24 protein-coding genes and 1 pseudogene are annotated in these 22,908 nt (G+C 42.5%); 10 read left to right on the top strand and 15 right to left on the bottom strand.

Going from position 1 to position 22,908, the window contains the following annotated elements; translation table 11 throughout:
- Positions 1-161 precede the first annotated feature (161 nt).
- The 6 genes from B9G53_RS05485 to kdpA all read right to left on the bottom strand — a co-directional run bounded on the left by B9G53_RS05485 (position 162) and on the right by kdpA (position 6,833).
- Positions 162-1,265, bottom strand: a complete 1,104-nt coding sequence (locus tag B9G53_RS05485; RefSeq protein WP_094529999.1) for a universal stress protein — start codon at positions 1,263-1,265, stop codon at positions 162-164.
- Between the two features lie 6 nt (positions 1,266-1,271).
- Positions 1,272-1,904, bottom strand: a complete 633-nt coding sequence (locus B9G53_RS05480; protein ID WP_094529998.1) for a hypothetical protein — start codon at positions 1,902-1,904, stop codon at positions 1,272-1,274.
- An 81-nt stretch (positions 1,905-1,985) separates the two neighbouring features.
- Positions 1,986-2,585, bottom strand: coding sequence for a K(+)-transporting ATPase subunit C (gene kdpC, locus B9G53_RS05475; protein ID WP_094529996.1), 600 nt, complete (start codon positions 2,583-2,585; stop codon positions 1,986-1,988).
- Positions 2,586-2,625: 40 nt separating this feature from the next.
- Entirely contained in the window at positions 2,626-2,889 is a 264-nt protein-coding gene (locus B9G53_RS05470) for a potassium-transporting ATPase subunit F (RefSeq protein WP_094529995.1), read from the bottom strand.
- A gap of 86 nt (positions 2,890-2,975) precedes the next feature.
- Positions 2,976-5,036, bottom strand: a complete 2,061-nt coding sequence (kdpB, locus tag B9G53_RS05465) for a potassium-transporting ATPase subunit KdpB (protein WP_094530101.1) — start codon at positions 5,034-5,036, stop codon at positions 2,976-2,978.
- A 102-nt stretch (positions 5,037-5,138) separates the two neighbouring features.
- Positions 5,139-6,833: a potassium-transporting ATPase subunit KdpA gene (gene kdpA, locus B9G53_RS05460; RefSeq protein ID WP_094529994.1), complete on the bottom strand. Its 1,695-nt coding sequence runs from the start codon at positions 6,831-6,833 to the stop codon at positions 5,139-5,141.
- Between the two features lie 209 nt (positions 6,834-7,042).
- Here kdpA and B9G53_RS05455 point away from each other — a divergent pair, with 209 nt between their 5' ends.
- Positions 7,043-8,164 (top strand): sensor histidine kinase KdpD, encoded by a 1,122-nt coding sequence (locus tag B9G53_RS05455; RefSeq protein ID WP_094529992.1) that lies wholly within the window; start codon positions 7,043-7,045, stop codon positions 8,162-8,164.
- A gap of 81 nt (positions 8,165-8,245) precedes the next feature.
- On the opposite strand, the gene B9G53_RS05450 is transcribed toward B9G53_RS05455, so the two are convergent.
- Positions 8,246-8,581, bottom strand: coding sequence for a hypothetical protein (locus B9G53_RS05450; protein WP_094529990.1), 336 nt, complete (start codon positions 8,579-8,581; stop codon positions 8,246-8,248).
- A 92-nt stretch (positions 8,582-8,673) separates the two neighbouring features.
- On the opposite strand from B9G53_RS05450, the gene B9G53_RS05445 reads away from it, so the two are divergent.
- The 3 genes from B9G53_RS05445 (at position 8,674) to B9G53_RS05435 (ending at position 10,162) form a co-directional block, all read left to right on the top strand.
- A complete protein-coding gene (locus B9G53_RS05445) occupies positions 8,674-8,973 on the top strand; it encodes a hypothetical protein (RefSeq protein WP_094529988.1) in 300 nt (99 codons plus the stop codon).
- 181 nt (positions 8,974-9,154) lie between these two features.
- Positions 9,155-9,688, top strand: coding sequence for an HNH endonuclease (locus B9G53_RS05440; RefSeq protein WP_094529986.1), 534 nt, complete (start codon positions 9,155-9,157; stop codon positions 9,686-9,688).
- Between the two features lie 87 nt (positions 9,689-9,775).
- Complete coding sequence (locus B9G53_RS05435) at positions 9,776-10,162, top strand: alr0857 family protein (RefSeq protein ID WP_094529984.1); 387 nt, start codon at positions 9,776-9,778, stop codon at positions 10,160-10,162.
- Positions 10,163-10,951: 789 nt separating this feature from the next.
- Here the strand turns inward: B9G53_RS05435 and B9G53_RS05425 are convergent.
- Together B9G53_RS05425 and B9G53_RS05420 are read right to left on the bottom strand one after the other, a co-directional pair.
- A complete protein-coding gene (locus B9G53_RS05425; RefSeq protein WP_094529980.1) occupies positions 10,952-11,644 on the bottom strand; it encodes a hypothetical protein in 693 nt (230 codons plus the stop codon).
- A gap of 184 nt (positions 11,645-11,828) precedes the next feature.
- Positions 11,829-12,152: a co-chaperone YbbN gene (locus tag B9G53_RS05420; protein ID WP_094529978.1), complete on the bottom strand. Its 324-nt coding sequence runs from the start codon at positions 12,150-12,152 to the stop codon at positions 11,829-11,831.
- Positions 12,153-12,412: 260 nt separating this feature from the next.
- Between B9G53_RS05420 and B9G53_RS05415 the strand changes: the two genes are divergently transcribed.
- On the top strand, positions 12,413-12,796 hold the full coding sequence (locus tag B9G53_RS05415) for a recombinase family protein (RefSeq protein ID WP_094529976.1): 384 nt from the start codon (positions 12,413-12,415) through the stop codon (positions 12,794-12,796).
- A gap of 340 nt (positions 12,797-13,136) precedes the next feature.
- Here the strand turns inward: B9G53_RS05415 and B9G53_RS05410 are convergent, their stop codons facing one another.
- From B9G53_RS05410 to glpX, 3 genes are all read right to left on the bottom strand, one after another.
- Entirely contained in the window at positions 13,137-13,574 is a 438-nt protein-coding gene (locus B9G53_RS05410; protein ID WP_094529974.1) for an HHL1-like protein, read from the bottom strand.
- 333 nt (positions 13,575-13,907) lie between these two features.
- Positions 13,908-15,209, bottom strand: a complete 1,302-nt coding sequence (locus B9G53_RS05405; RefSeq protein WP_094529972.1) for a glutamyl-tRNA reductase — start codon at positions 15,207-15,209, stop codon at positions 13,908-13,910.
- A gap of 233 nt (positions 15,210-15,442) precedes the next feature.
- On the bottom strand, positions 15,443-16,486 hold the full coding sequence (gene glpX, locus B9G53_RS05400; RefSeq protein WP_094529970.1) for a class II fructose-bisphosphatase: 1,044 nt from the start codon (positions 16,484-16,486) through the stop codon (positions 15,443-15,445).
- Between the two features lie 298 nt (positions 16,487-16,784).
- Here glpX and purF point away from each other — a divergent pair, with 298 nt between their 5' ends.
- Complete coding sequence (purF, locus tag B9G53_RS05395) at positions 16,785-18,308, top strand: amidophosphoribosyltransferase (protein WP_094529968.1); 1,524 nt, start codon at positions 16,785-16,787, stop codon at positions 18,306-18,308.
- Positions 18,305-18,766: a VOC family protein gene (locus B9G53_RS05390; RefSeq protein ID WP_094529966.1), complete on the top strand. Its 462-nt coding sequence runs from the start codon at positions 18,305-18,307 to the stop codon at positions 18,764-18,766. Before purF ends, B9G53_RS05390 begins: the two co-directional genes overlap by 4 nt.
- On the opposite strand, the gene B9G53_RS05385 is transcribed toward B9G53_RS05390, so the two are convergent.
- Both B9G53_RS05385 and B9G53_RS05380 read right to left on the bottom strand, forming a co-directional pair.
- Entirely contained in the window at positions 18,763-18,981 is a 219-nt protein-coding gene (locus tag B9G53_RS05385; protein ID WP_094529964.1) for a hypothetical protein, read from the bottom strand. The two genes, B9G53_RS05390 and B9G53_RS05385, sit on opposite strands and share 4 nt — an antisense overlap.
- 191 nt (positions 18,982-19,172) lie before the next feature.
- On the bottom strand, positions 19,173-19,523 hold the full coding sequence (locus B9G53_RS05380; RefSeq protein WP_094529962.1) for a Spx/MgsR family RNA polymerase-binding regulatory protein: 351 nt from the start codon (positions 19,521-19,523) through the stop codon (positions 19,173-19,175).
- A 510-nt stretch (positions 19,524-20,033) separates the two neighbouring features.
- Between B9G53_RS05380 and B9G53_RS05375 the strand changes: the two genes are divergently transcribed.
- The 3 genes from B9G53_RS05375 (at position 20,034) to hemH (ending at position 22,594) form a co-directional block, all read left to right on the top strand.
- A complete protein-coding gene (locus B9G53_RS05375; protein ID WP_094529960.1) occupies positions 20,034-20,999 on the top strand; it encodes a DUF362 domain-containing protein in 966 nt (321 codons plus the stop codon).
- A complete protein-coding gene (locus B9G53_RS05370) occupies positions 20,986-21,369 on the top strand; it encodes a response regulator (RefSeq protein ID WP_094529958.1) in 384 nt (127 codons plus the stop codon). Before B9G53_RS05375 ends, B9G53_RS05370 begins: the two co-directional genes overlap by 14 nt.
- A 211-nt stretch (positions 21,370-21,580) precedes the next feature.
- Entirely contained in the window at positions 21,581-22,594 is a 1,014-nt protein-coding gene (hemH, locus tag B9G53_RS05365) for a ferrochelatase (RefSeq protein ID WP_094529956.1), read from the top strand.
- A 182-nt stretch (positions 22,595-22,776) separates the two neighbouring features.
- Here hemH and B9G53_RS05360 read toward each other — a convergent pair.
- A pseudogene (locus tag B9G53_RS05360) lies at positions 22,777-22,908 on the bottom strand (IS5/IS1182 family transposase); the annotation flags it as partial.

The raw sequence follows: 22,908 nt of genomic DNA, 5'->3' as shown, positions 1-22,908 counted from the left end.
GGTTTGGGTAATTACTATCCAATTTCCCAACCGTAGTCTATTTTGCAGCGCTTTGCGCTCACCCCCAAACCAAGAAAAATTTTAAAAGCGTTGCCTTGCAACGCTTTTAAAATTTTTCTTGTGATTCGTTTGCTTGATAATTGCTGTAAATGGTTTCTAAACTACACATCTTGAGTCTTACTCGTCGAGATAATATGAATATCTACATTCTTGAGTAAGCGCAAGATTCTTTGAGTGAGAGATCCCTTAAATAAAATCTGCCAACGTGATTTTTGGCTTTCGCCCATCACAATTTGCGTAATCCGATAGCTTTTAGCTGTATCGACGATCGCCTTTAAAACATTACTATTGCTTACACGAATAAAAGTCCCCTCAAATTCTTTACATAGACGCTCGCAGGTCTCAACATGCAAGCTTTCAGCTTTAGTCAAAAAGCGATCAGGAGCATCGATAAATAGCACATAAAGTTGCGCGTGCATATAGTTAGCTAGCCTTGCGCCTCTTCGTAACAACTGAAGCGAATTAGGATAGGTGGAAACGCAGACTAAAATCCTTTCGTGAATATTACAAACAAGATTGGTTGTAGAAACTGATTGATCATGAGCTTCTAAATTATCTTCAATGTTGTCAGCAATTTCCCGCAGGGCTAACTCGCGCAAGGCAATCAAATTACGACGTTGAAAGAAATTATTTAGAGATTGATCAACTTTTTCAGGGGCATAGATTTTGCCATCACGTAGGCGTTCCTGAAGAGTTTCAGGCGTAACGTCAACGACGACAACTTCATCGGCATCTTCTAAAATGCGATCGGGAATGCGTTCGCGCACAATTATGCCTGTAATCTTTGCCACAGTATCATTCAGGCTCTCGATATGTTGAATATTCACAGTAGAGTAAACGTCAATCCCTGCTTCTAGCAGAATTTCTACATCTTGATAGCGCTTTTCTCGTTCGGCATTGGGGACGTTAGTATGCGCTAATTCGTCTACTAGAGCTAGTTGTGGTTGGCGTTTGAGAATCGCCTCCGTATCCATTTCTGTAAGGATGACCGATTCCCAATTAATCTGTTGGCGGGGAATGAGTTCTAGCCCTTTTGCTTTTTTCGCAGTTTCTTCTCGGTTATGAGTTTCCAAAAGCCCAATAACCACATCTATTCCTTCAGACCGCAATCGATGTCCTTCCTCTAGCATTCGATAGGTTTTACCTACTCCAGGACTCATGCCGATAAAAATTTTATGCTTGCCACGTCGATGAGCTTTAATCATAATGACTTAGACGTTCAGCAACTGTAATTTGGACTGTTCAAAAATGTACTTCAGTGCTGCGAATAATAACTTAAGATTTTGGATTGTATAAATGAGAATCTCTTTCGTAAAATGTTTCTTACCCAGATTTTCATCAAGAATAGCAAATTCCCAAATTACACCAGTAGATACAATACCAAAAATCGGTGTAGATGCTGAATTGTGCTTTTGATTGATTGTCTGAGCGGCGATCATTTCCGCAATACATTGCGCCCAACCTTCTTCAAAATTATCCTTTTTGGCTTCCACGATAATCAAGAAGGGATTTTCGAGAAAGATTTTGCCCATAGGCGATCGCTTAGCCACCATATAGTCTGGAATGCCACATAGATTCTCATCATAATTTAGAGGCTGATGACTCCATAGTAGTAGGTCGTTTTTATAGAGTTTCCATACTTCTCTGAGGGTAGGATAAATCAAGGTTTCGCACAGTGCATATTCTGAGTTTTTATATACACCTTCTCTAAGGGTCAATTCAATTTCAGATTCAAAGTATGTAGGCACTTCTACTTCAAAGATTTGGATAAAGTTCTGCTCGGCATAGGTGACTTCAAACTCGCCTAGAACTTGATCAATCTTTTTGTAATTGTTATATGGCATATTTTAACCTTAGATATTTTAGGACTTACACAAAATAAGAAATGTAGGGGCAATTCATGAATTGCCCCTACATTTCTTATTTTAAGCTTTTGATATCGCATCGATCGCTAAATTTAACTTCAAGACATTTACGCCATCCTCGCCAAAGATACCGAGAAAACGGCGATCGCTATTTTGTTGAATTAATATTTCTAGTTGACTAGGTTCCACTTTGCGGATTTGAGCAATTCTGGCAATTTGAGCTTTTGCAGATTCTGGAGTGATATGCGGATCAAGACTAGAGCCAGAAGTATAGACTAAATCAGCAGTTGGCGAGACTCCTGATTGTTGGAGTTTGGCGATCGCAGGATTAATTCTTTTAAGCAAGTCAGGATTACTCGGTGCGAGATTGCTTGCACCTGAAACGCCTGTTTTGAGGATATTTGCACTATCATTTTTGGGATCGGCAGTGCTGTAGTTAGTGGTGCTGGGACGACTGTTGAAATAGCGATCGCTAGTAAATGGTTGACCAATGAGAGATGATCCAACTACTTGTCCTTGAGGGTTACGAATCAGGCTGCCATTGGCTTGATTGGAGAGAAATGGTAATTGTGCGATCGCTAACATTCCAAAGGGATAGATGACAGCAACAAGAACCCAAAGAACAATAGTAGCGCGAATAGCTTTAATAATTTCGTTCATAGATTTATAGATTTGGAGTAATTCGCAATTCGTAATTAATTTAAAACTTCTCTGGTTGAAACATGACGACAAAAAGATAGATTGAGAAGCAGACAGTAGCAATTCCTAAAAGCCCTAATGCGTACGCCTGAGTGCGAGTAAAGCTATCAGCATTGGCGGCATAGACAACGGGAGCAACAATCAAATTAAAGCAAAGCGTGAAAAATAGATATTTTGGATATTTCTTTTTGTTTGAGAGTTGCCAAAGCCCTTTCATGGCTTCGATAGGAAAATTTTGAGAAACATGGGGCAGAGATTTTTTCATAATAATGATGACGCTGATTTTTAGATAGGAATTTTTAAACGGGTTAAAGAAAATCCGTGAAATCAAATAATCCGTTTAATCTGTGTTCAAGCAATGGGTAGCAGAATATCGATAAATTTAATCGCAATAAATGGAGCGATTACGCCGCCTAGTCCGTAAAGCAGGATATTACGCTGCAATAATTGATCGGCAGTGAGAGGACGGAACTTCACGCCTTTGAGGGCAAGGGGTATTAGGGCAGGAATAATTAAAGCATTGTAAATTAGTGCCGAGAGAATGGCTGATTGCGGACTTTTTAGACCCATGACATTCAAAGCACCAATTCCTGAAGCAGCAAAGATTGTGGGGATGATCGCGAAGTACTTGGCAATGTCATTAGCGATCGAGAAGGTGGTCAAGGCTCCGCGTGTAATCAACAATTGTTTGCCGATCGCTACGAGATCAATCAACTTAGTCGGATCACTATCCAAATCCACCATGTTCGCAGCTTCCTTGGCAGCTTGTGTGCCTGAGTTCATGGCAACACCGACATTAGCTTGAGCCAATGCAGGAGCGTCATTTGTGCCATCGCCTGTCATCGCCACCAGCTTACCTTGGGACTGTTCGCTGCGAATTACTTCGATTTTGTCTTCGGGGGTTGCTTCCGCAATAAAATCATCAACACCTGCTTCTTCAGCAATTACGGAAGCTGTGATCTGGTTATCTCCCGTAAGCATGATTGTGCGTACACCCATGCGCCGTAGTTGATCAAAACGTTCGCGCAGTCCTGATTTGACAATATCTTTGAGATAAATCACTCCATAAAGATCGCCACCCTCACAGATTCCTAAAGGAGTACCACCAAGTTTTGAGACTTTCTCATAGGCGGCTTCAAATTCTTCGGGGACTGTACCAGCACGCGATCGCACAAAGCCACGAATCGCATCTACGGCTCCTTTGCGGACTTCGATACTGTCAGGTAAATCAGTGCCACTCATACGGGTACGTGCCGAGAAGTCGATACCTTTGGCTTGATTGCGATCAAATTTGACTATGGCTCCTGACTGTTCGGCTAACTGCACAATGGAACGACCTTCAGGAGTTTCATCAAAGATGCTTGCCGCAAGGGCTACGGTGGCGACTTCGGCGAGGGAGTGACCATTGACAGGGATAAATTCATCGGCTAAGCGATTGCCTAGTGTAATTGTGCCAGTTTTATCGAGAACGAGGGTATTGATATCACCGCAAGCTTCAACGGCGCGACCAGAGGTGGCAATCACATTAAACTGCGCGACGCGATCCATACCTGCGATGCCGATCGCACTCAATAAACCGCCAATCGTGGTGGGAATCAGCGCCACTAAGAGAGAAATTAAAATCGCAATGGTTGTGGGTGTATTCACATAATTAGCGATCGGGGTCATCGTGGCAACCACAATCAGAAACACCTGTGTTAGCACTGTTAGCAGCACGGTCAAAGCGATCTCATTAGGCGTTTTTGTGCGTTCGGCTCCTTCGACAAGGGCAATCATGCGATCGATAAATCCCTGCCCAGGGTCAGCCGAAATCCTGATCGTTAATTCATCGGAAACTACGCGCGTACCGCCTGTAACTGAGCTGGAAATATCTGTCCCTGCTTGTTTGAGAACGGGAGCCGATTCACCTGTGATCGCTGATTCATCGACAGAGGCTAAGCCCGCTATCACTTCTCCGTCAGCAGGAATCATTTCCCCGATCGCTACTTTTACTAAGTCACCGCGCCGCAATTCGGTAGAACTAGTGGATTGAACCGTGCCATCAGGAAGGACTTTACGGGCGATCGTATCTGATTGGGTAGTGCGTAATGAGTCCGCTTGAGCTTTACCTCGCCCTTCAGCGATCGCTTCCGCAAAGTTGGCAAATACTACTGTAAAAAAGAGAATTACGGTAATCAATCCATTGAGAATGCGCTCTTGATGGGGATCGCCTTTGACCGTACCAAAAAGATTAGGATCAATAGTGACTAACAAGGTCACAATCGTACCGACCCAGACCATAAACATGACAGGATTTCGTACCGCAATTTTGGGATTGAGTTTCCGAAAAGCATCTTTGACAGCTCTTTGATAAAGTCCATCTACTGACACTTTCGGAATATGTCTACGCGACTCACGAGTGCTGCCAAGCATTTTTTTTGATTGCGATGATAAGTTGCTATTGTTGTTCATAGATTTAAAAAAAGAACCCTTACTGTCCTATTGCTTGCGACTTACTTCTAAACTGTCAAAAAATTAACCACCTCTAGCAATCAGAAATGCTTCGGCAATTGGACCTAGCGCCAGTACAGGAAAGAAAGTCAAAGCACCCATAACCAAAATCACCCCTGCGGTGACAGTGGTAAATAGAACTGTATCGGTGCGAAGTGTGCCTGTGGTCATGGCGACTGGTTGCTTGCGCGACATTCCATCGGCTAATAACAACAAAGCAATAATTGGGATATAACGACCTCCCAACAAACTAACGGAAGTACTGAGATTCCACCAAAGTGTGTTGTCGGCTAAACCTTCAAAGCCAGAACCATTATTTGCCGCCGCCGAAGCATACTCATAGACTACTTGCGATAGTCCATGAAATCCTGAATTGCTGATTCCTGCTAACTGATCGGGAAATGCTAAGGCGATCGCCGCAGGAATCAGAATCACAATTGGATGAATCAGCAGAAGTAAGAAACTGGTTAAAACCACTTCATTTTTCTCGATCTTTCTTCCTAGAAATTCTGGAGTTCTACCAACCATTAAACCCGTTACAAATACTGCCAAAATCGAATAGGCAAATAGATAAGCGGTTCCCGTTCCTTGTCCTCCCCAAATAATTTGGAGAAACATATTCGAGAGAGTGATAAAGCCACCATTAGGCATAAACGAGTCGTGCAAAGAGTTAACTGCACCCGTCATAGTTCCAGTTGTTGTCACAGCAAATAGAGCGGATTGCGCCCAACCAAACCGCACTTCTTTCCCTTCTAAATTCGGATTCTGTGAACCGAGTAGAGTATTTACGAGGGGATTGCCTTGATATTCACCAATTCCCGTAATGATAATAAAAGCAACATAGAGAATGAATACCATACCAAACAATAACCAAGCCTGTTTGCGATTATTGGCAAAGATTCCATAGGTATGGATCATCGCTGTGGGAATAGAAATCATCGCTAAAATTTGTAGTAAATTAGAGAACCCATTCGGATTCTCAAAGGGATGAGCCGAGTTAATTGCAAAGAATCCACCACCATTCTCGCCCAGTTGTTTGATGAACTCGTAATGTGCGACAGGACCCAAGGCGATCGCCTGACTGATATTCGGATCTTCTAAAGTTGGTACAACCACTGGTGCTGAGAGAGTTTCGGGAACACCTACGGCGATAAAGGCGATCGCGCCGATAATGCTGATCGGTAATAAAATCCGCGTAATCGCCAATGTCAAATCTACATAGAAATTACCTAAAGCTCTACCCGTCAAACCACGAATAAAGGCAAGACCCACCGCAATTCCTGTTGCTGCGGAAGTGAACATTAAGAAAGCAATGCCAAATATCTGTGTGGAATAACTCAGAGCAGTTTCGCCAGAGTAATGCTGTTGATTGGTATTCGTGATAAACGAAATCGTTGTATGTAAGGCTAAATCCCAACTAGGAGCGCTTAGATTCGTGGTGTTAAATGGCAATATACCCTGAAACATCAGTAACGAAAACATCAGTATCGCCATGACCAAATTGCTCAATAAAATGGCGAGAGCATATTGCCATCCTGTCATTTGCGCTTCAGTCTTAACGCCACTGAGATTAAAAATCAACTTCTCCAATGGATTTAAAACTGAGTCCAATATTGTCTTTTGTCCTAGAAACACCCGTGCGATGTAGCTACCCAAAATCGGGGCGATCGCTACTATCAGCAATAATGTTAGGCAAATCTGAATCCATCCTTGTAACATGGTGGAAATTCTTCTCTTAAGATCGATTAAATGTTGGGAAACTGCTCCTAACAGTCAAATCATCGATCCATTTTCTCTGCTTGACAAGGTATATCTTTGCGTTTAGAACGCTTTTGCATACTAATATCTAGGTTCTAAGCTCGGTAAAGATTTAGCTGTTTAGTTGGTGTTTAGAATATGTTTAGATCAAACCATGTGAATTAGTAACTATGCCAAATCCAGATCAAGTAGCAGCACAAACTGTACGATCGCCTTCATTTTGGATGATTGTGGGCTTGATTGGGATAGTGATTGTTTTAGAATTTTCCACACCGCCAGACTATGTGATGGGGTATCTCTACATCAGTCCGATTCTGATTGCTAATTCCCGATTGAGCCGTACCAATACTTTTCTATTCACACTTGCGGCGGTGTTTTTGACGATCATCAATATCTGGATTCCTAATCATGAGACAATTCAAGTCTCTATGGTGGTCAATCGCTTGGTAACTGTCTTGGCTTTAGTTGTGACAGCAGTTCTAAGCGATCGCTATCGACGCACTCAACAAGTTTTAGTCACGCAACAGGCAAAACTACAGGCGCAAGAAAAAATTATGAATATGCGTGAAGATTTTGCTTCCACCCTTGCCCATGACTTGAAGACCCCATTACTAGGAGCGATCGAGACTCTCCATGCCTTTGAACGCGAACAATTTGGAAAAATTCAGATTCAACAAAAAACTGTTTTAGCAACGATGATTCGTAGTCATCAGAATAGTTTGCGTCTAGTAGAAACTCTTCTTGATGTCTATCGTAATGAAACGGAAGGATTACAGCTAAAATTAGCTCCCATTAATCTTGTGACTTTGGCGGAAGAGGTCGCGATCTTGCTGATTCCCTTATCGACTAGTCGCAATGTGTATGTAAATTTGAACTATGGAGAATCGGACTTTCGTAAATTTCTCTGGGTGAATGGAGATGCATTCCAATTACGGCGCGTTTTTACAAATCTGCTTACCAATGCAATTAACCATTCCCCCAGAGGCGCAAAGGTAGAACTAGTACTTGAGACTAACTCATCCAATCAAGTTGTGCAAGTGATTGATTTTGGTGCGGGTATTAAAATTGATGAGAAGCCTTACCTGTTCGATCGCTTTTATCAAGGTCAAGGCGATCGCTTAGCTACTGGTTCGGGATTAGGTTTGTACCTAACTCGCCAAATTATTGAAGCTCATGGCGGTACAATCTGGGCAGAAAATCGACAGCCTCAAGGCGCAATCTTTGGATTTCGTTTACCAGCTTTAGCCCATTCATCGCGAGATATGACCCAAAAATGTAGAGACAATTCATGAATTGCCCCTACAGGCAATGGTTACGCACTATCAGGCAGAACCATTGCCATAAAAAGGGACGCTTTGCGTCCCTTTTTATTTTTAAAAACTACCCACGCTTAAGGGAACCCAATCGCCATTGGTGGTTAAGCCTAAAAACATAGATTCTTGCGATCGGATCGATTTACCTGTGAGGGCGCAAGACTCATTTCGCTGAGCCGTAGCGGTGACACTGGCGCGAATTTGTTCGGGTGAGATCTGCCTCTGTGTCGGTGATGTTTGCCGCTGATCAATGTAATCCCACAAAACACCACGGATGAGAGCCTGATAGCCTTGTCCTCCAGCAAGTTCCTTGAGCTTTTCCTTTAACTCGCGCTCTAGGCGAATACTGGTAACTTCCATCTCGGTAGTTGCAGGGCTTTGATGTAGTGTCTGCATAAATATTTCTCCTAGTTAGTTTACAAACTTAGATATCTATGTTTATACTACAAGTGTAGTATGACTATCTAAGAAATTCCAAGTACATTCCCATGAAATCCTATTTGTCTATCGGTCAGCATCAGATCGGGTATCCCCAAGTTTGGCAACGAGCCAATGCCTTGGCAATATCTGGCTTGGCGATGACCATTGGTAGCCAAGATGCGATTGGGATTTGTGGCGATATTTATGATGATATTTCTGGCGATCGCGGTAACTTAGAATCCCCCGAACATTCAACCAAACAAGACTCGCGGAGAGATGCTCTCACCAGCGTCCGCAGATTTATTAGTGCCATTAATCCAGAGACATACCCAAGCGGGAGGTATCGGCAGATCGCCGTACCCACATAACGAATAGACAATCAAGTCTTTCGCCCCCGCTTTCTTAGGTGTGAAAGCGGGGGCATTTTTTGTAACAGTTTTCCAATGAGTACATACTCATTGGAAAATCAAAAATCAATCTTAGTAAGAGTTTTAAGGTTTCATTTTGCCGTAGGCAAAATGAAACCAACTATATCGTGAGGAGAAGCCAGTGCAATCTATCAATCAGTATGAACCAGATGTATTGAGGCAATCGGTAGTCGTGTTTTCGCAAAACTATCTGCCAGTGAGCCGAATCAACATCAAACGAGCGATCGCTCTGTTAGTCACAGGTCGCGCCGAACCTTTGGAACTCATTAGCCAACAAACTTGGCAAGTTGTTTCCCCCAGACTCGTCCTGCAAGTGCCAGAACATATCCGTCTGACGCTGACGAAATCAGAACGGTTTTGGCGAGTTCCACCCGTTGCCCGTAGAGAAATTCTGCGCCGTGACAATCACACTTGCCAATATTGCGGCAACACCAAAAAACTGACGATCGATCACGTCATTCCCCGCGCTAAGGGTGGATTGAATACTTGGGAAAATGTCGTCATTGCTTGTGAACCTTGCAATAACCGTAAAGGAAATCGCACGCCTCACGAAGCCAATATGACTTTGCGGACTAAGCCCAAAGCCCCGATGCATCCTACCGTTGCCTTTGCCGAACAATTCTGGCGATCGCAACAAGAAATAAACAGTGGATAGCGATCCATATAGCGATTTTCAAGTTGTCATAGGCATCTTGAAAATCGCCCCCTATTTAGAGTGGTATATTCTGGAGAATCAATCCCAATGTTGAAACTCACTTACACTGAAGCTGGATTGCACTTAGAGAGATTAGATATCTCCTTAGAGGAGTTTGTCACCAATCGGATGTTGCTCAGCTTGCGTTCTGGCTTGTCAATCCACATCGAATCCAGTCGAGCAGCCTTTCTATTAACTGCGGATGTTGTGGATTTATTGTTGCTAAAGTCTGTCATGTCCGATCGCCTCTCTAATAAGCTTAGTGTGGATAGAGTTGACGATCGCTATGTTGAAGTTTGCTTTAGCGGTACTTGGATCTCTAGAGATATTTGTGCTGAGGAAGGAACTCTGGTGACTGCTTTAGGCGATCGTGTTGAGTTCTATTTGCACAAGCTCTGGAAGATCAGCGAGTCCACTTTGACATTCGCAAATTGACATACAGAAAGATGACATGTATTGCCTTGGTAATATATGTCATCTTTATTGAAAAGACCTTGAATTCCTTTTTGTCTGATGCCAAGTGTGCATCAAAAAGCAAGTTTGAATGCAATATTGGGACTATTTCTGGAAGCACAAGGACAAACTTATCTAGAACATACGCAGATAAAATCAGCCAGTTCGTTAAGTCGATTTCTCAATCACTACAACTGGTCAACGAGAGGGGTGATTTGAGCAACACGTGATGCTAATCGCCCAGCATCGACCATTCAAAACAACGCCATTGCAGATATTAATAGACTTGACGACGCTAGAAAAATGCGGCAAGTTTTTTACATTTGAGCAATCCGACAGCAACTAAACCCGACTCGTGGGTAAGAATGCTTAACGGTAAGCGAGGACTACATACTGTATCTGGTCTGCGGTGAGTGGCGAGTACCGTGGAGTTTTAGAGTATGGCGAGGTAAGGGGGATATCTGAGTCCATCGGACTTAGCTTGTAAGTTGTTGGCGACAGTACCAAAGCGATTAACTCATGGAACGAAAGTGCTTGTTCTTGCTGATACTGAGTTTTGTACAGTGAAGTTTTTAAATGCAGTTCGAGCAAGGGCTTGGCGGGTTGTTGTGGGTATACACTGCAATCGTAAGCTTCAGGTTTTACAGCAATTTCCGATCAAACGAACCACAAGAAAAATTTTGAAAGCGTTGCTTTGCAACGCTTTCAAAATTTTTCTTGGTTTGGGCTTAAGCGCAAAGCGCTGTAAAAGCATTGCAAAGTGAGGCTTTGTTATTGCTTAACCAATCCTAAAATTCCACTAAATACAAGTACCATCAATCCCAAGCTAGCTAATACTATGACCGTGCCGATTAAATTAGTCTTGCGTGATATCGGTAGATAGGCTGGTTGCAGCCAAAATCTCAAACGTTGCGATACAAAAGGCATCACAAATAGACTCAAGATCACCGAGGTGATTAAATTATTGATAATCATTGAGCTAGCCAATGACCAAGATTGCATAATTCTCAGCGCTGAAAATAGAATAGCCTGAACCATGACGACAGGATAAAGCCCTAATACTACCGATAAAATCTGTTTCCATCGCGGTGGTCCCAAACCTTGATTTTCTGAAGAGCCTGACTGCATCGAGAACCAGCCTTCTAAACCCGTAGTAAAAGACTTAAATCGATAAGCCGAAAATATTTCTTGCCCTGATTCTAATAACCGCTTGCGATCGCTTGACTCCATCCATTGATCAAGATGCTCAGGTGAATCAAAATGGATAATGTAATACCATTTCACAACTGGATCTTTGCACCTGAGTGGTGGACATAGATCGCAACGCAGAAAACCCTCATAGTGTTTGGCAACTTCCACTAGACGATTATGCCATCTCTTAAAAGGGAAGTCACGACCTTTAGGGACAATATGTTCAGTAACCAGACTAGAGTAAAAAAGCTGTTCTAAGGGTGGTTTTGGCATATTTTCAAGACTGGTCAGTATTTAGACTGCGATCGCTCTAATCGTTAGAGTGTTTCTATGCTATCAGGATAAATACTTCGAATTGCAAATCCGAACCCGCAAATTTGTGCCACTGCGTGGCACAAATTTGCGGGTTCGGATTATCTACTTATCCCTCTTTAACAGTCCAGTGCTGACAATCAAACTATAGATATTTATCTAAGGTTTTACTAAACTCTTCATAGGTCTTGACTCCAATCATTGTCTCAACCAATTCTCCATCTTTAAAGAATAAGACGGCAGGAATACTCTTCAGTCCAAATTCCTTAGCTAAGGGCTTATTTCCATCAATGTCTAATTTCATGACTTGAGCGCGATCGCTATAAGTTGCGGCCAGTTGATCGATGAATGGTGCAATTACCTTACAGGGGCCGCACCAAGTAGCTGTGCAGTCTACAACAAGCAGAGAGGTCTTCGCCCTTAAGGTTTCAAATTCAGTTTGGTCTTGGATAAAAACTGCTGTATTCATATTTTATTTTTATTGCTTTTTATTATTTTGAGGAGAAAGATAAATTAAGACAGGTTAATATTGTGTCAGAAAGTGGGTTAAACTGAGATCTATAGCGATATCGCTCAAACCTGAATCAAGAAATTTTTTGAAAATTTTGCTTCATTTGATCAATAATTGCTGTGAAGGGGGAAATAGCATCTTTAATAATGGCAGTATTCAGTATTGCCATATTCTTATGCACAAAATAAATTTATTTTTATTATTTAATTTTTATAGCCATGACAGAAAACAGGTTAGAAAGACTGTCTGTTTGGGAAAGACTAGAACGCGGTAGATTGGCTAAAGCTGCATCAGGGGGATATGCAGGTTACGGTTCGCCTGCTTTTGGACAGCGATCGCTAGATGGAGAGTTGGTGGAAGATCCTGAAGAGACTCAAGTAGTTGAACTAATTCGTCGTCACCATAAATCAGGTAAGTCATTACAAAAGATCGCTGACTGGTTAAACAAACAGGGCTACACCACTAAACGAGGACAAACTTGGAAGCGTATTTCTGTAAAGCGAGTTTTAGATCGCCTATATGGAAAAACTTCCAGAATTTCTGAAGTCTCAACTCAAACTGAAGCCAAAAAAAAACAACTGATAAGCAATCTTATTAGCTAAGTTATCGATAAACCTCTATCACAATATAAACTATATACAGGCATAAATTTGTTTGATTTACCGTAACATCTGTCAATCATATCAATACCGAGATAGACCTAAACTCAATATCGTTTTTAAGCTTGCCATTGTAAATTGCTACATTTCTCTTATTAAGTGACCATGCCTTAACAGGGTTACAGGGAATATAGCAAAGCAAGTTTTGCTTAGGACAAAAAAACAGAAGATGAGTTGCGGCGCGAAGCGCCGCAACTCATCTTCTGTTTTTTTGGTTTGTACTAGCTAACTCTTTTTTTTGCTATAGTCTTAACATTTTTAACTGAGTAGAAACGATTGATATCTATTTAGCGTCCTTATTCTTCGTTACGCTATTAAAATATTCCTTAGCCTTAGTGAAAGCATACTGGACTTTATCGCCAATCGTTGGCTCAGGCAAAACTGCAACAGTGACTTCCTCATCGGGAAACTCTTTCAACCTATAGCCATATTCCAAATTGTCCTTGAACTTCCGCAAGATAGGATATAAACGGATTGCACCCTTTAATAACTCTGCTTCTTGTTGGAAGATAGCCCGACTAATGAGGTTACTACGTTCCACTGCCATTGAACCCGCAGGAACCCATTCCTTCCCCTTGATGCGGATAAAAATATTGAACTCAGGCAAACCTTTGTCCTTCATTTCATCATATTTACTCGCAGCTACCTCACGTTTGTTTGGAGCCTTCTTCTTTTTCTTTTGAGAGCCCGAAGCAAATCCCGTCGCTTTAGTTGTACTCATCGCATTACCTTGTGATTTAAAAAAAGTTTTTAGTTTTTTGATGTCCACCGCAAAGTGGCGCACATCAAATTTTTGTAATTATTAAATGTGTTAACAAAAGTTTACTTTAGTCGATGACGGAAACACAATCATTCTTTAGGCAAGAAATTTTGGGAATTAATTATCGCCAAAAGGGGGGTAAGTTCTGATTCGAGATATTCACCATCAGACAAAATATAAATTTTGAGGGTTTTATCGTATAGCCATAGTTCAGGTACGCTGAGAACACTGTAGACATCAAGTTAAGCAATTCCATTTCAGCAACAAAAAAGCCGCCTAAAGGCGGCTTTTTTGTTACCCTTCTTTAAGTTGACTAGAGGGTGAATCTAGATCAAAAAGGACTTGTAACATTTGCATCGCGCGACGGCGCGTCTCGATATCCTGTTGGGCGCGAAGCTGCACCATCGGATCATGGAGAATTTTGTTAATGATGCCGCGAGTCATGCTCTCGATCACATCTTGATGTTTGTCAGCAAAATCATTGCCGAGGCGAGATAGTGCTTTTTCCATCTCCTGCTCACGAATGATTTCCATCTTTTGACGCAGCTTGCTGATCGTGGGGACAGTCTCAAGCGATCGCCACCAGCTATCAAACTCCGCCACACAACCTTCCAGCAAAATCTCGGCTTGCATCGCCATTTGGCGACGACTTTCTTGATTCTCGGCAACTACTGCTTGCAAGTCATCAACGTTGTAGGCTCTGGTATTCGGCAACTCGTTGACATCAGAACTGATATTGCGCGGTACAGAAATATCAACGAGAGTCAAGCCAGTGTGATTTGAAGCGATCGCTTCAAGATTTTTGCGGCTCAGAATTACTTCTGTAGAAGCAGTACTGGTAAATACAAGATCAGAAATTGACACACAATCCAGCATTTGATCGAGCGGACGAATATCAAACTGAGCCTCACTAGTTTCAAATTCCTTGAGCATAGCAGCAGCGCGATCGCGCGATCGATTAACAATCGCAATCTTTTGCGCCCCTTTAGAAATCAAATGCTTTACCAATAAACGCGACATCTTGCCAGCGCCAATGATCGTTGTATGTTTATCCGATAAATTTTGCAGCTTGATTTGAGCTAGTTCTACGGCTGCCGAACTAATTGACACCGCACCCGTACCAATTTCAGTTTCAGTACGAACTCGTTTACCTGCTGAAAGAGCTTGTTTAAAAAGTTGGTTGAGAATCCGACCTGCCCCATTATATTGCTGGGCAAGACGATGAGTATTTTTGACCTGAGCGAGAATTTGACCTTCACCAAGTACCAAACTATCTAAGCCTGATGCAACTCGCATCAGATGAGTTACGGCATCTTGGCGGAGCAGAATAAACAGATAGCGACGCAGGTACTGTAGAGGTAGTTGGCTAAATTCCGCAAGAAACTGCATAATTTCACGAATACCACCTTCGGCTTCGCTAGTAACTACATACAACTCTAAGCGGTTACAAGTGCTTAAAATTGCAGCTTCCTCAATATTCGGATAGCTCATCAGTTGAGCGATCGCTGCTTCCATGCGATCTTCGGGAATACTCAACTTTTCCCGTACTTCCACAGTCGCCGTTTTATGACTCAAGCCAACAACTGCAATATTCATATCGTAAATGCGTTTCTTATTTAGGACTGGAAATAATTATCTTATTGGATGAGCTTATCAGGAGATAGCTACTAGTGTAGTAGGTACTTATTACTCCTTAACGTTCTGTAATATAGCTGCCACCATTCTTTAAACCCCCCAAAAAAGTAAAGGAAAGCGCGAAGCGCTTTCCTTTACTTTTTTGGGGGTTAGAATTACTAGCACCACAGGTGCTAGTAATTCTAACTAAGTTATTAACGCAAATTAATAGTCTTAGGAGCATCACCAGTCAAGTGAATGGTGTCAACAAAGCGAGCAGTCTTCGATTGAGTTGAGATAACCAAAGACTGAGTACGGCAACCACCACCAAAGAAGCGGACACCTTCCATCAATGTACCTGGGGTAATACCACAGCCAGCAAACAATACATCTTTGCCACAAGCTAGTTCATGGGCATCATAGACCTTGTCGCCATCTTCGATACCCATTTCCTTGAGGCGAGCCAAGTTACCTTCACGAGTCCACTTAGCGCTTTCAGGGGTATTAACTTCGGCTGGGTCATAAACTAGACGACCTTGGAAATGTCCACCTAAGCAACGCATTGCGGCTGCCGAAATAACACCTTCAGGAGCAGCACCAATACCCATCAAAGCATGGATGTTTGTACCAGCAAAGCCACAGCAAATTGCAGCGGATACATCACCATCACTGATCAAACGCACACGAGCGCCAGCAGCACGGATTTCTGAGATCAAGCCTTTGTGACGAGGACGATCCATAACAACGACGACCAATTCTTCGATCGAGCGATTTAGACATTCCGAAAGAATTTTCAGATTTTCAGTAGGTGTTTTGCGAATATCGACGTGACCTTTTGCCGCAGGTGGTGCAGCTAGTTTGTCCATATAAAAGTCAGGAGCGCGGAACAAGCCATTGCGCTCAGAAATTGCCAAAACTGCCATTGAGCCATTTTGACCATAGGCAACTAGGTTTGTCCCTTCGCAAGGGTCAACAGCGATATCAATTTCTTGTAATTCTTCGATGGTACAGAATTCGGCAGCATTTGGCTGTGTGCAAATACCTACTTCTTCACCGATATAGAGCATGGGTGCTTCGTCACGTTCACCTTCACCAATGACGATACGACCACGCATATGAATTTTATTCATGCGCTCGCGCATTGCTTCAACTGCTGCTTCGTCGGCTTCGTCTTTTTTACCCAAGCCCATCCACCGAGAAGATGCGATCGCAGCCTGTTCAACGACCTCAATAATCTCAAGGCTGATTGTACTATCCATGTTTAGGAATCCTTGCTTTATCTAAATTTTATAACTATGATTTTTTGTTATGCTCTAGAAAATTTCTAGAAACAGAAAACAAAATTAAGTTAGTTGTGCCTTACTACACAACCTCGTAATTAAGTTTACAGGGCAGAAGGACAAATTAAAACCCAGAAGGAGGAGGGCAACGCAGAGTGTCTCCCTCCTCCTTCTGGGTTTGCTTTGCTAATTTTGGTTAAGAAATGCTTAACACTGGTACGATCTATAGAGTGGGCTTTTCTCTTCTACCCAAACTAATGTATTGCGTATAACTGCTATGTTGCCAGACCATTCTGACCATTCTGTTTTTGCTGATGAGATGCCTAAGAACCTTATAAATCATACCGATTTTGATGATCTAGATTTTAACAATGACATTGAGACGGACAAACCACAGGAAGCTTGTGGTGTTTTCGGGGTACTAGCAGCAGAAGGGGATGTTGCTAAACTTGTATACTTTGGTCTGTATGCCTTACAGCATCGTGGGCAAGAATCAGCAGGTATTACTGTCTACGATGATCGCGGCACGACCCATACTCACAAAGCCATGGGACTAGTTGCCCAAGTATTTAATGAAACGATCCTCTCAGAAATGAAAGGTGCTTTAGGAATTGGGCATAACCGCTATTCGACCACAGGCTCGAGTAAGGTTTGTAACGCTCAACCAATTGTCATAAATACGAGATTGGGTGATTTCTCCCTTGCTCACAATGGCAACTTAGTCAATGCCACTGAGTTACGTGGCGAACTGTCGGCTCAGGGTCATGCCCTCGAATCAACTACCGATTCTGAAGGAATTGCTTTTGCAGTTTGCGAAGCTGTAGAGGAGGGCAAAAATTGGCAAGCAGCGATCATTACGGCTCTGAAGCGTTGCCATGGCGCGTTCAGCTTAGTGATGGCAACTCCTAATGCGCTTATCGGCGCTAGGGATGCCTATGGTGTACGTCCTTTGGTGATCGGCAAAACGACCGATGGTTCCTATGTCTTGTCTTCAGAAACCTGTGGCTTAGATATTATCGGTGCAGAATATGTCCGTGAGGTCAAAGCTGGAGAACTAGTGATCATTACCATGGACAAAGGGATTGAGTCTTGGCAATGGGAAGAATCACAACCAAAACTCTGTGTTTTTGAGATGATTTATTTTGCAAGACCCGATAGTGTCATGCATGATGAAAGTCTTTACACTTACAGATTGAGAATTGGGCGAGAATTAGCCAAAGAAAGCTTTGTGGATGCCGATATTGTGATCGGTGTGCCAGATTCGGGCATTCCTGCGGCGATCGGATTTTCACGAGAGTCAGGGATTCCCTACGGTGAGGCTTTGATTAAAAACCGCTATGTAGGGCGTACTTTTATCCAGCCAACCCAAGCGATGCGGGAGTCTGGCATCCGTATGAAACTCAATACACTTAAGGATGTTTTGCAGGGTAAACGGGTAATTGTGATTGATGATTCGATCGTAAGGGGAACGACGAGTCGTAAAATAGTAAGAGCATTGCGTGAGGCTGGTGCAACTGAGGTACATATGCGTATTTCTTCGCCTCCTGTTACTCACCCTTGTTTTTATGGTATTGATACGGACTCGCAAGATCATTTGATCGCAGCACAGAAATCTGTCGATGCGATCGCCAAACAGATTGAGGTTGATACGCTTGCGTATCTCAGCCACGACGCAATGTTAAAAGCGACACAAATTGATACCACGCATTTTTGCACGGCTTGTTTTACAGGAAAATATCCAATTGAAGTTCCTGATAAACTCAAGCGCACCAAACTTATGCTAGAAAATACGGCAACATGACCAAGATCCTCTTTCATCTCGCATTTCCAGTCAAAGATATTCCAAGCACCAAAGCTTTTTATATTGATGGTTTGGGTTGTTTGGCAGGACGCGAGTCAAGTGACTCGCTGATCATGAGTTTGTATGGTCACCAGTTGGTGGCGCACGTTGTTCATGAATCTCTAGAATCGCAACGTGGTATTTATCCGCGCCATTTCGGATTAGTGTTTTATTCCGAAAATAACTGGATGGCTTTATTAGAAAAAGTCCATGATAAGCGTCTTAAGTTTTATCAAAAGCCAAAAGTTCGCTTTGTGGATACACCTTTGGAGCATCGAACCTTTTTCTTAGCTGATAATTCGGGCAATATTCTGGAGTTCAAGCATTACAAGTTTGAAACTGCAATTTTTGGTGAGACTGATTTTCACGAAGTTGGTGATGCAGACTTTGCTCAGCAGGTTCCTGTGGTTACACACTAGCCGAGAGAAAGTTGCTTCGCAACTTTCTCTGAAAAACAAAAAGAGATGGCACTAGTGCCATCTCTTTTTATTTGGGAATTAATTCCTGCTTTTAATTTTTTACGAAGCATTTGCAATTGTTTTTTCTTTTGGCGTTGGCGTGCTGAGCCACCTTTACCTTTATCGTTTCTACCTTCTTTGCGTGGTGACTCCCATCGCTTTAGTCTTTGGCTCATTGTTGTTTTTACCCATGTGATTGAATTTTTTTGGAGATAATTTAGCAATCAGTAAATTACAAATTACGAATTACGAATTGATAACTAGTAATTCATAATTACCAATTCAATATACGTTAGTTCACATAGGAATTACTATCACTCTTTAGAATGAGTATGTATGATTATAAGATGCCTCATTTAGGCTGATTTTAAGCTAATTTTTGCTTGATTTCTTCAGGGTTTCTAAATCCGATCGCGATCGCCTTACCATCTTTAATAAATAAAGGACGCTTTAGCAACATCGAATCTTTGGCATAGGCTTCAATCCATTGAATATGTGACCATGTTTCTTTTTCAGAGCCGAGCGATCGGTAGGATTGTCCAGAGGTATTTCGCATTACTCTTTCTCCTAATGCATTTACCCATTCAGCGATCGCCGTGCGAGTTGGGGGATAGTCTTTAGTGTTGATAAATTCGTAGGCAATTCCTTGATTGTCTAACCAAGCGATCGCTTTTTTGCAAGTCCCACAATTGGGTATGCCATAGACTTGAATAGACATAAATTTACTCAGATTATGACTTTTTAAAAAATACAGAAATATGAAAGCCCACTCCTTCAGTGGTTTTGGCTATCTATAGCTATTGTATGGCAATAACTTAATAAAGCCCAAATAAAAGGAGGCAGAGCTTCGCGTTGCTTCCTTTTATCTGGACTTAGGGCGCTGGACAGCTAATTAGTGATAGAGCGATGAAGCCTTTGATTAGCAAGGCTTTACAAGTAAATTGTGACTAAAGCCTGAAATCGTTACCAGATAGGAGTTACAGCTTAATATCACTAATTAGTGAGCCAGCGCCGATGATCGCACTGAAAAAAGCTTTTAGTCTTAACTATTGCCTTCCACCCAAGAATTATTGGTGCGGCGCTTCGCGCCGCACCAATAATTCTTGGGTTTTGAGACTGGGTTTTAAAAACAGAAAATGGCATAGCCATTTTCTGTTTTTGTATAAGACATAGTTACTAGGTTATATTTTTAAATAGTTTGCTGACCCACCACCTTCTAGACATATTCATGAAACCAATCGTCAGTCTTCTACATACCTCTAGCTACGAAACTGCATCACTGATGACAGCACTAGAGGCAGTACTTGCACCCCTAGGAGGTATGTCCAGCATCGTCAAAGCAGGCGATCGCGTTCTCCTCAAGCCCAACTTACTCACAGGCTCACGACCAACCAAAGAATGCACCACTCGTCCCGAATTGGTGTACTGTGTCGCCAAAATGGTACAGGACGCTGGTGGGAAGCCATTTTTAGGGGATAGCCCCGCCTTCGGTAGTGCCAAAGGAATTGCCAAGGCGAATGGCTTGTTACCCCTTGCCGAAGAATTAGGCTTACCAATTATCGAGTTTCATGGCAAACGCTACGCAACCGAGGGCGAAGGTGAACTGCAACATTTGCGTCTCAGTAAAGAAGCGATGGATGCAGATGTGGTAATTAATTTGCCTAAGGTCAAGTCCCATATGCAACTGACCCTAACCCTCGGTGTCAAAAATCTATTTGGCTGCGTTCCAGGCAAGATGAAAGCTTGGTGGCATATGGAAGCTGGCAAAGATGTCGAACGATTCGCACAAATGCTCATCGAAACAGCAAGAGCAATTAATCCTGAACTAACAATCCTTGATGGTATTGTCGGACATGAAGGGAATGGACCTAGCGCTGGTGAACCAAAAGAATTAGGAGTTTTAGCGGCTTCCTGTGATGTTTTTGCACTCGATCGCGTTATGGTGGAGATCCTTGGAGTTAAACCTCTCGATGTGCCGACGGTTGCAGCCGCGATCCGCACAGGACTTTGTAGCGATCTTGATGCAATTGACATCATCGGCGATCCGATCGCTCAATTGCAAAGCAGCGATTGGAAACTACCAGAAACGATGATGGCGATCGACTTTGGAATGCCCAGAGTCTTGAAATCGACCTTTAAACATCTCTATATCAAGTTCATCAAAGAACCGCTCAGCACCTATGCCCGCACTTAACAGCCCACCGCTAATCTTAGTGGTCGAAGATGCTCCTGACAACCAAGTTTTGGTGGAACAGGTGTTTCTAGATTCAGGCTATCGTGTCACTTGCATCCAAGATGGTCAATCAGCACTAGATTGGCTAGTAACTCATCATCCTGATCTGATATTGCTAGATTTATCTTTGCCAGAAATTGATGGATGGGAAGTAGCCCGACAACTCAAAGCTAGCGATCGCACCGCCCATATCCCCATAATTGCGGTCACGGCTCATGCGATGAAAGGAGATAAAGAATCGGCGATCGCCTCTGGTTGTGATGATTATCTGACAAAGCCTTTAGATATTGATTTGTTGGAAGCCTGTGTCAAGCAATGGTTAGATAAGTAATAGGGTTAAGATGTTGCTTTATTACACCCTACTTTATGTCTAAGCACCCCAAAACAAAAGCTTATACTTATCTATAACTTAGACTAAGATTTTAGACAGCGTTTTAAAATTTCATTTAATAAAATAATCCATTTATTCATCATTATGAGCGAGGCTTTGCGTCACTCATATTAATCAAACTATCAACTTATCAAATTTAGGAAATTGCTTTATGTCTGGTCGCGTTGGAGTAATGCTATTAAACTTGGGAGGTCCTGAAAAGTTAGAAGATGTCTATCTTTTCTTGTATAACCTATTCGCTGATCCAGAAATCATTCGCCTCCCCTTTCCTTTTTTACAAAAGCCGATCGCCTCACTGATCGCTGCTAGCCGCGCTCCCATCAGTCAAGAAAATTATCGCATGATTGGTGGTGGCTCACCGTTGCGTCAGATTACTGAGGAGCAGGGTGAAAATATTGAAAACGTTTTGCAGCGTCATGGAGTTGATGCCAAGGTATATGTTGCCATGCGCTACTGGCATCCCTACACAGAAGAAGCGATCGCCCAAATCAAACAGGATGGCATTACACGCCTTGTGGTGTTGCCTTTATATCCACAATACTCCATCAGCACTAGTGGTTCGAGCATTAAGCAACTCGATGTACTTTGGGAAAATGACCCTGAACTCCAAGCGATCGAGAGAATCACAATTAAATCTTGGTACGAGCGCACTGGCTATATTCGGGCGATGAATCAATTAATTGATGCAAAATTACAGGATTTTGCCGAACCTGAGAATGTGCATATTTTCTTCAGTGCTCACGGTGTACCTGTGAAATATGTCACCAAATACGGCGATCCCTATCAATCAGAAATGGAAAACTGTGTTGACGGGATTATGAAGGCTTTGCGCCGAGACTATCAACGCTATAACGCGCATACCCTCGCTTATCAAAGTCGTGTTGGTCCCGTCGAATGGCTCCAACCCTATACTGAAGAAGCAATTAAGAATTTAGCAAAGCGTGGCGTTAACGATCTTTTAGTTGTGCCGATCAGTTTTGTGTCGGAGCATATTGAGACTTTGCAAGAAATCGATATTGAGTATCGTGAAGTTGCAGAAGAAGCGGGTATTCACAACTTTGATCGCGTTCCTGCTTTAAATAGTCATCCAATTTTTATCAATGACCTTGCAGAATTGGTAATGGAATCACTCGGAACAACTAAAGCGGCAGCGATCGTAGCTTAGCAGAATCACTTCCAAAAGAGAAATAGTGTTTTCTCTTCAAAACCCTAAAGAGAATAGAGGTGCTTCGCATCTCCATTCTCTTTAGGGTTTTATGTTCTACTCCCTTCCCAGTGAAAGAATAGACGTTGCGGCGCGAAGCGCCGCAACGCTATTTCTTGGTTAGACCTCTTGCAGAACTGAAATTAAGACTGTGGAGAGAAAGTTTTAGAAGCAGGAAGAGAGACTTCAAAGTTATAAATGGCAGCAATCAAATTACAACGTAAACCAAAACGACGACGACGATTACGATAAGCCAAAGAAAGAATTTTAAAAAT

Origin of the sequence: Pseudanabaena sp. SR411 (assembly GCF_002251945.1) — a bacterium.
Lineage (GTDB): Bacteria > Cyanobacteriota > Cyanobacteriia > Pseudanabaenales > Pseudanabaenaceae > Pseudanabaena.
The sequence above is the reverse complement of the archived record's forward strand: the minus strand, read 5'-3'. Positions and strand labels throughout refer to the sequence as shown.

Coding starts and splice junctions, on each gene's coding strand:
- B9G53_RS05485 (WP_094529999.1), bottom strand. CDS start 1,265: ATGATTAAAGCTCATCGACGTGGCAAGCATAAAATTTTTATCGGCATG.
- B9G53_RS05480 (WP_094529998.1), bottom strand. CDS start 1,904: ATGCCATATAACAATTACAAAAAGATTGATCAAGTTCTAGGCGAGTTT.
- kdpC (WP_094529996.1), bottom strand. CDS start 2,585: ATGAACGAAATTATTAAAGCTATTCGCGCTACTATTGTTCTTTGGGTT.
- B9G53_RS05470 (WP_094529995.1), bottom strand. CDS start 2,889: ATGAAAAAATCTCTGCCCCATGTTTCTCAAAATTTTCCTATCGAAGCC.
- kdpB (WP_094530101.1), bottom strand. CDS start 5,036: ATGCTTGGCAGCACTCGTGAGTCGCGTAGACATATTCCGAAAGTGTCA.
- kdpA (WP_094529994.1), bottom strand. CDS start 6,833: ATGTTACAAGGATGGATTCAGATTTGCCTAACATTATTGCTGATAGTA.
- B9G53_RS05455 (WP_094529992.1), top strand. CDS start 7,043: ATGCCAAATCCAGATCAAGTAGCAGCACAAACTGTACGATCGCCTTCA.
- B9G53_RS05450 (WP_094529990.1), bottom strand. CDS start 8,581: ATGCAGACACTACATCAAAGCCCTGCAACTACCGAGATGGAAGTTACC.
- B9G53_RS05445 (WP_094529988.1), top strand. CDS start 8,674: ATGAAATCCTATTTGTCTATCGGTCAGCATCAGATCGGGTATCCCCAA.
- B9G53_RS05435 (WP_094529984.1), top strand. CDS start 9,776: ATGTTGAAACTCACTTACACTGAAGCTGGATTGCACTTAGAGAGATTA.
- B9G53_RS05425 (WP_094529980.1), bottom strand. CDS start 11,644: ATGCCAAAACCACCCTTAGAACAGCTTTTTTACTCTAGTCTGGTTACT.
- B9G53_RS05420 (WP_094529978.1), bottom strand. CDS start 12,152: ATGAATACAGCAGTTTTTATCCAAGACCAAACTGAATTTGAAACCTTA.
- B9G53_RS05415 (WP_094529976.1), top strand. CDS start 12,413: ATGACAGAAAACAGGTTAGAAAGACTGTCTGTTTGGGAAAGACTAGAA.
- B9G53_RS05410 (WP_094529974.1), bottom strand. CDS start 13,574: ATGAGTACAACTAAAGCGACGGGATTTGCTTCGGGCTCTCAAAAGAAA.
- B9G53_RS05405 (WP_094529972.1), bottom strand. CDS start 15,209: ATGAATATTGCAGTTGTTGGCTTGAGTCATAAAACGGCGACTGTGGAA.
- glpX (WP_094529970.1), bottom strand. CDS start 16,486: ATGGATAGTACAATCAGCCTTGAGATTATTGAGGTCGTTGAACAGGCT.
- purF (WP_094529968.1), top strand. CDS start 16,785: ATGTTGCCAGACCATTCTGACCATTCTGTTTTTGCTGATGAGATGCCT.
- B9G53_RS05390 (WP_094529966.1), top strand. CDS start 18,305: ATGACCAAGATCCTCTTTCATCTCGCATTTCCAGTCAAAGATATTCCA.
- B9G53_RS05385 (WP_094529964.1), bottom strand. CDS start 18,981: ATGAGCCAAAGACTAAAGCGATGGGAGTCACCACGCAAAGAAGGTAGA.
- B9G53_RS05380 (WP_094529962.1), bottom strand. CDS start 19,523: ATGTCTATTCAAGTCTATGGCATACCCAATTGTGGGACTTGCAAAAAA.
- B9G53_RS05375 (WP_094529960.1), top strand. CDS start 20,034: ATGAAACCAATCGTCAGTCTTCTACATACCTCTAGCTACGAAACTGCA.
- B9G53_RS05370 (WP_094529958.1), top strand. CDS start 20,986: ATGCCCGCACTTAACAGCCCACCGCTAATCTTAGTGGTCGAAGATGCT.
- hemH (WP_094529956.1), top strand. CDS start 21,581: ATGTCTGGTCGCGTTGGAGTAATGCTATTAAACTTGGGAGGTCCTGAA.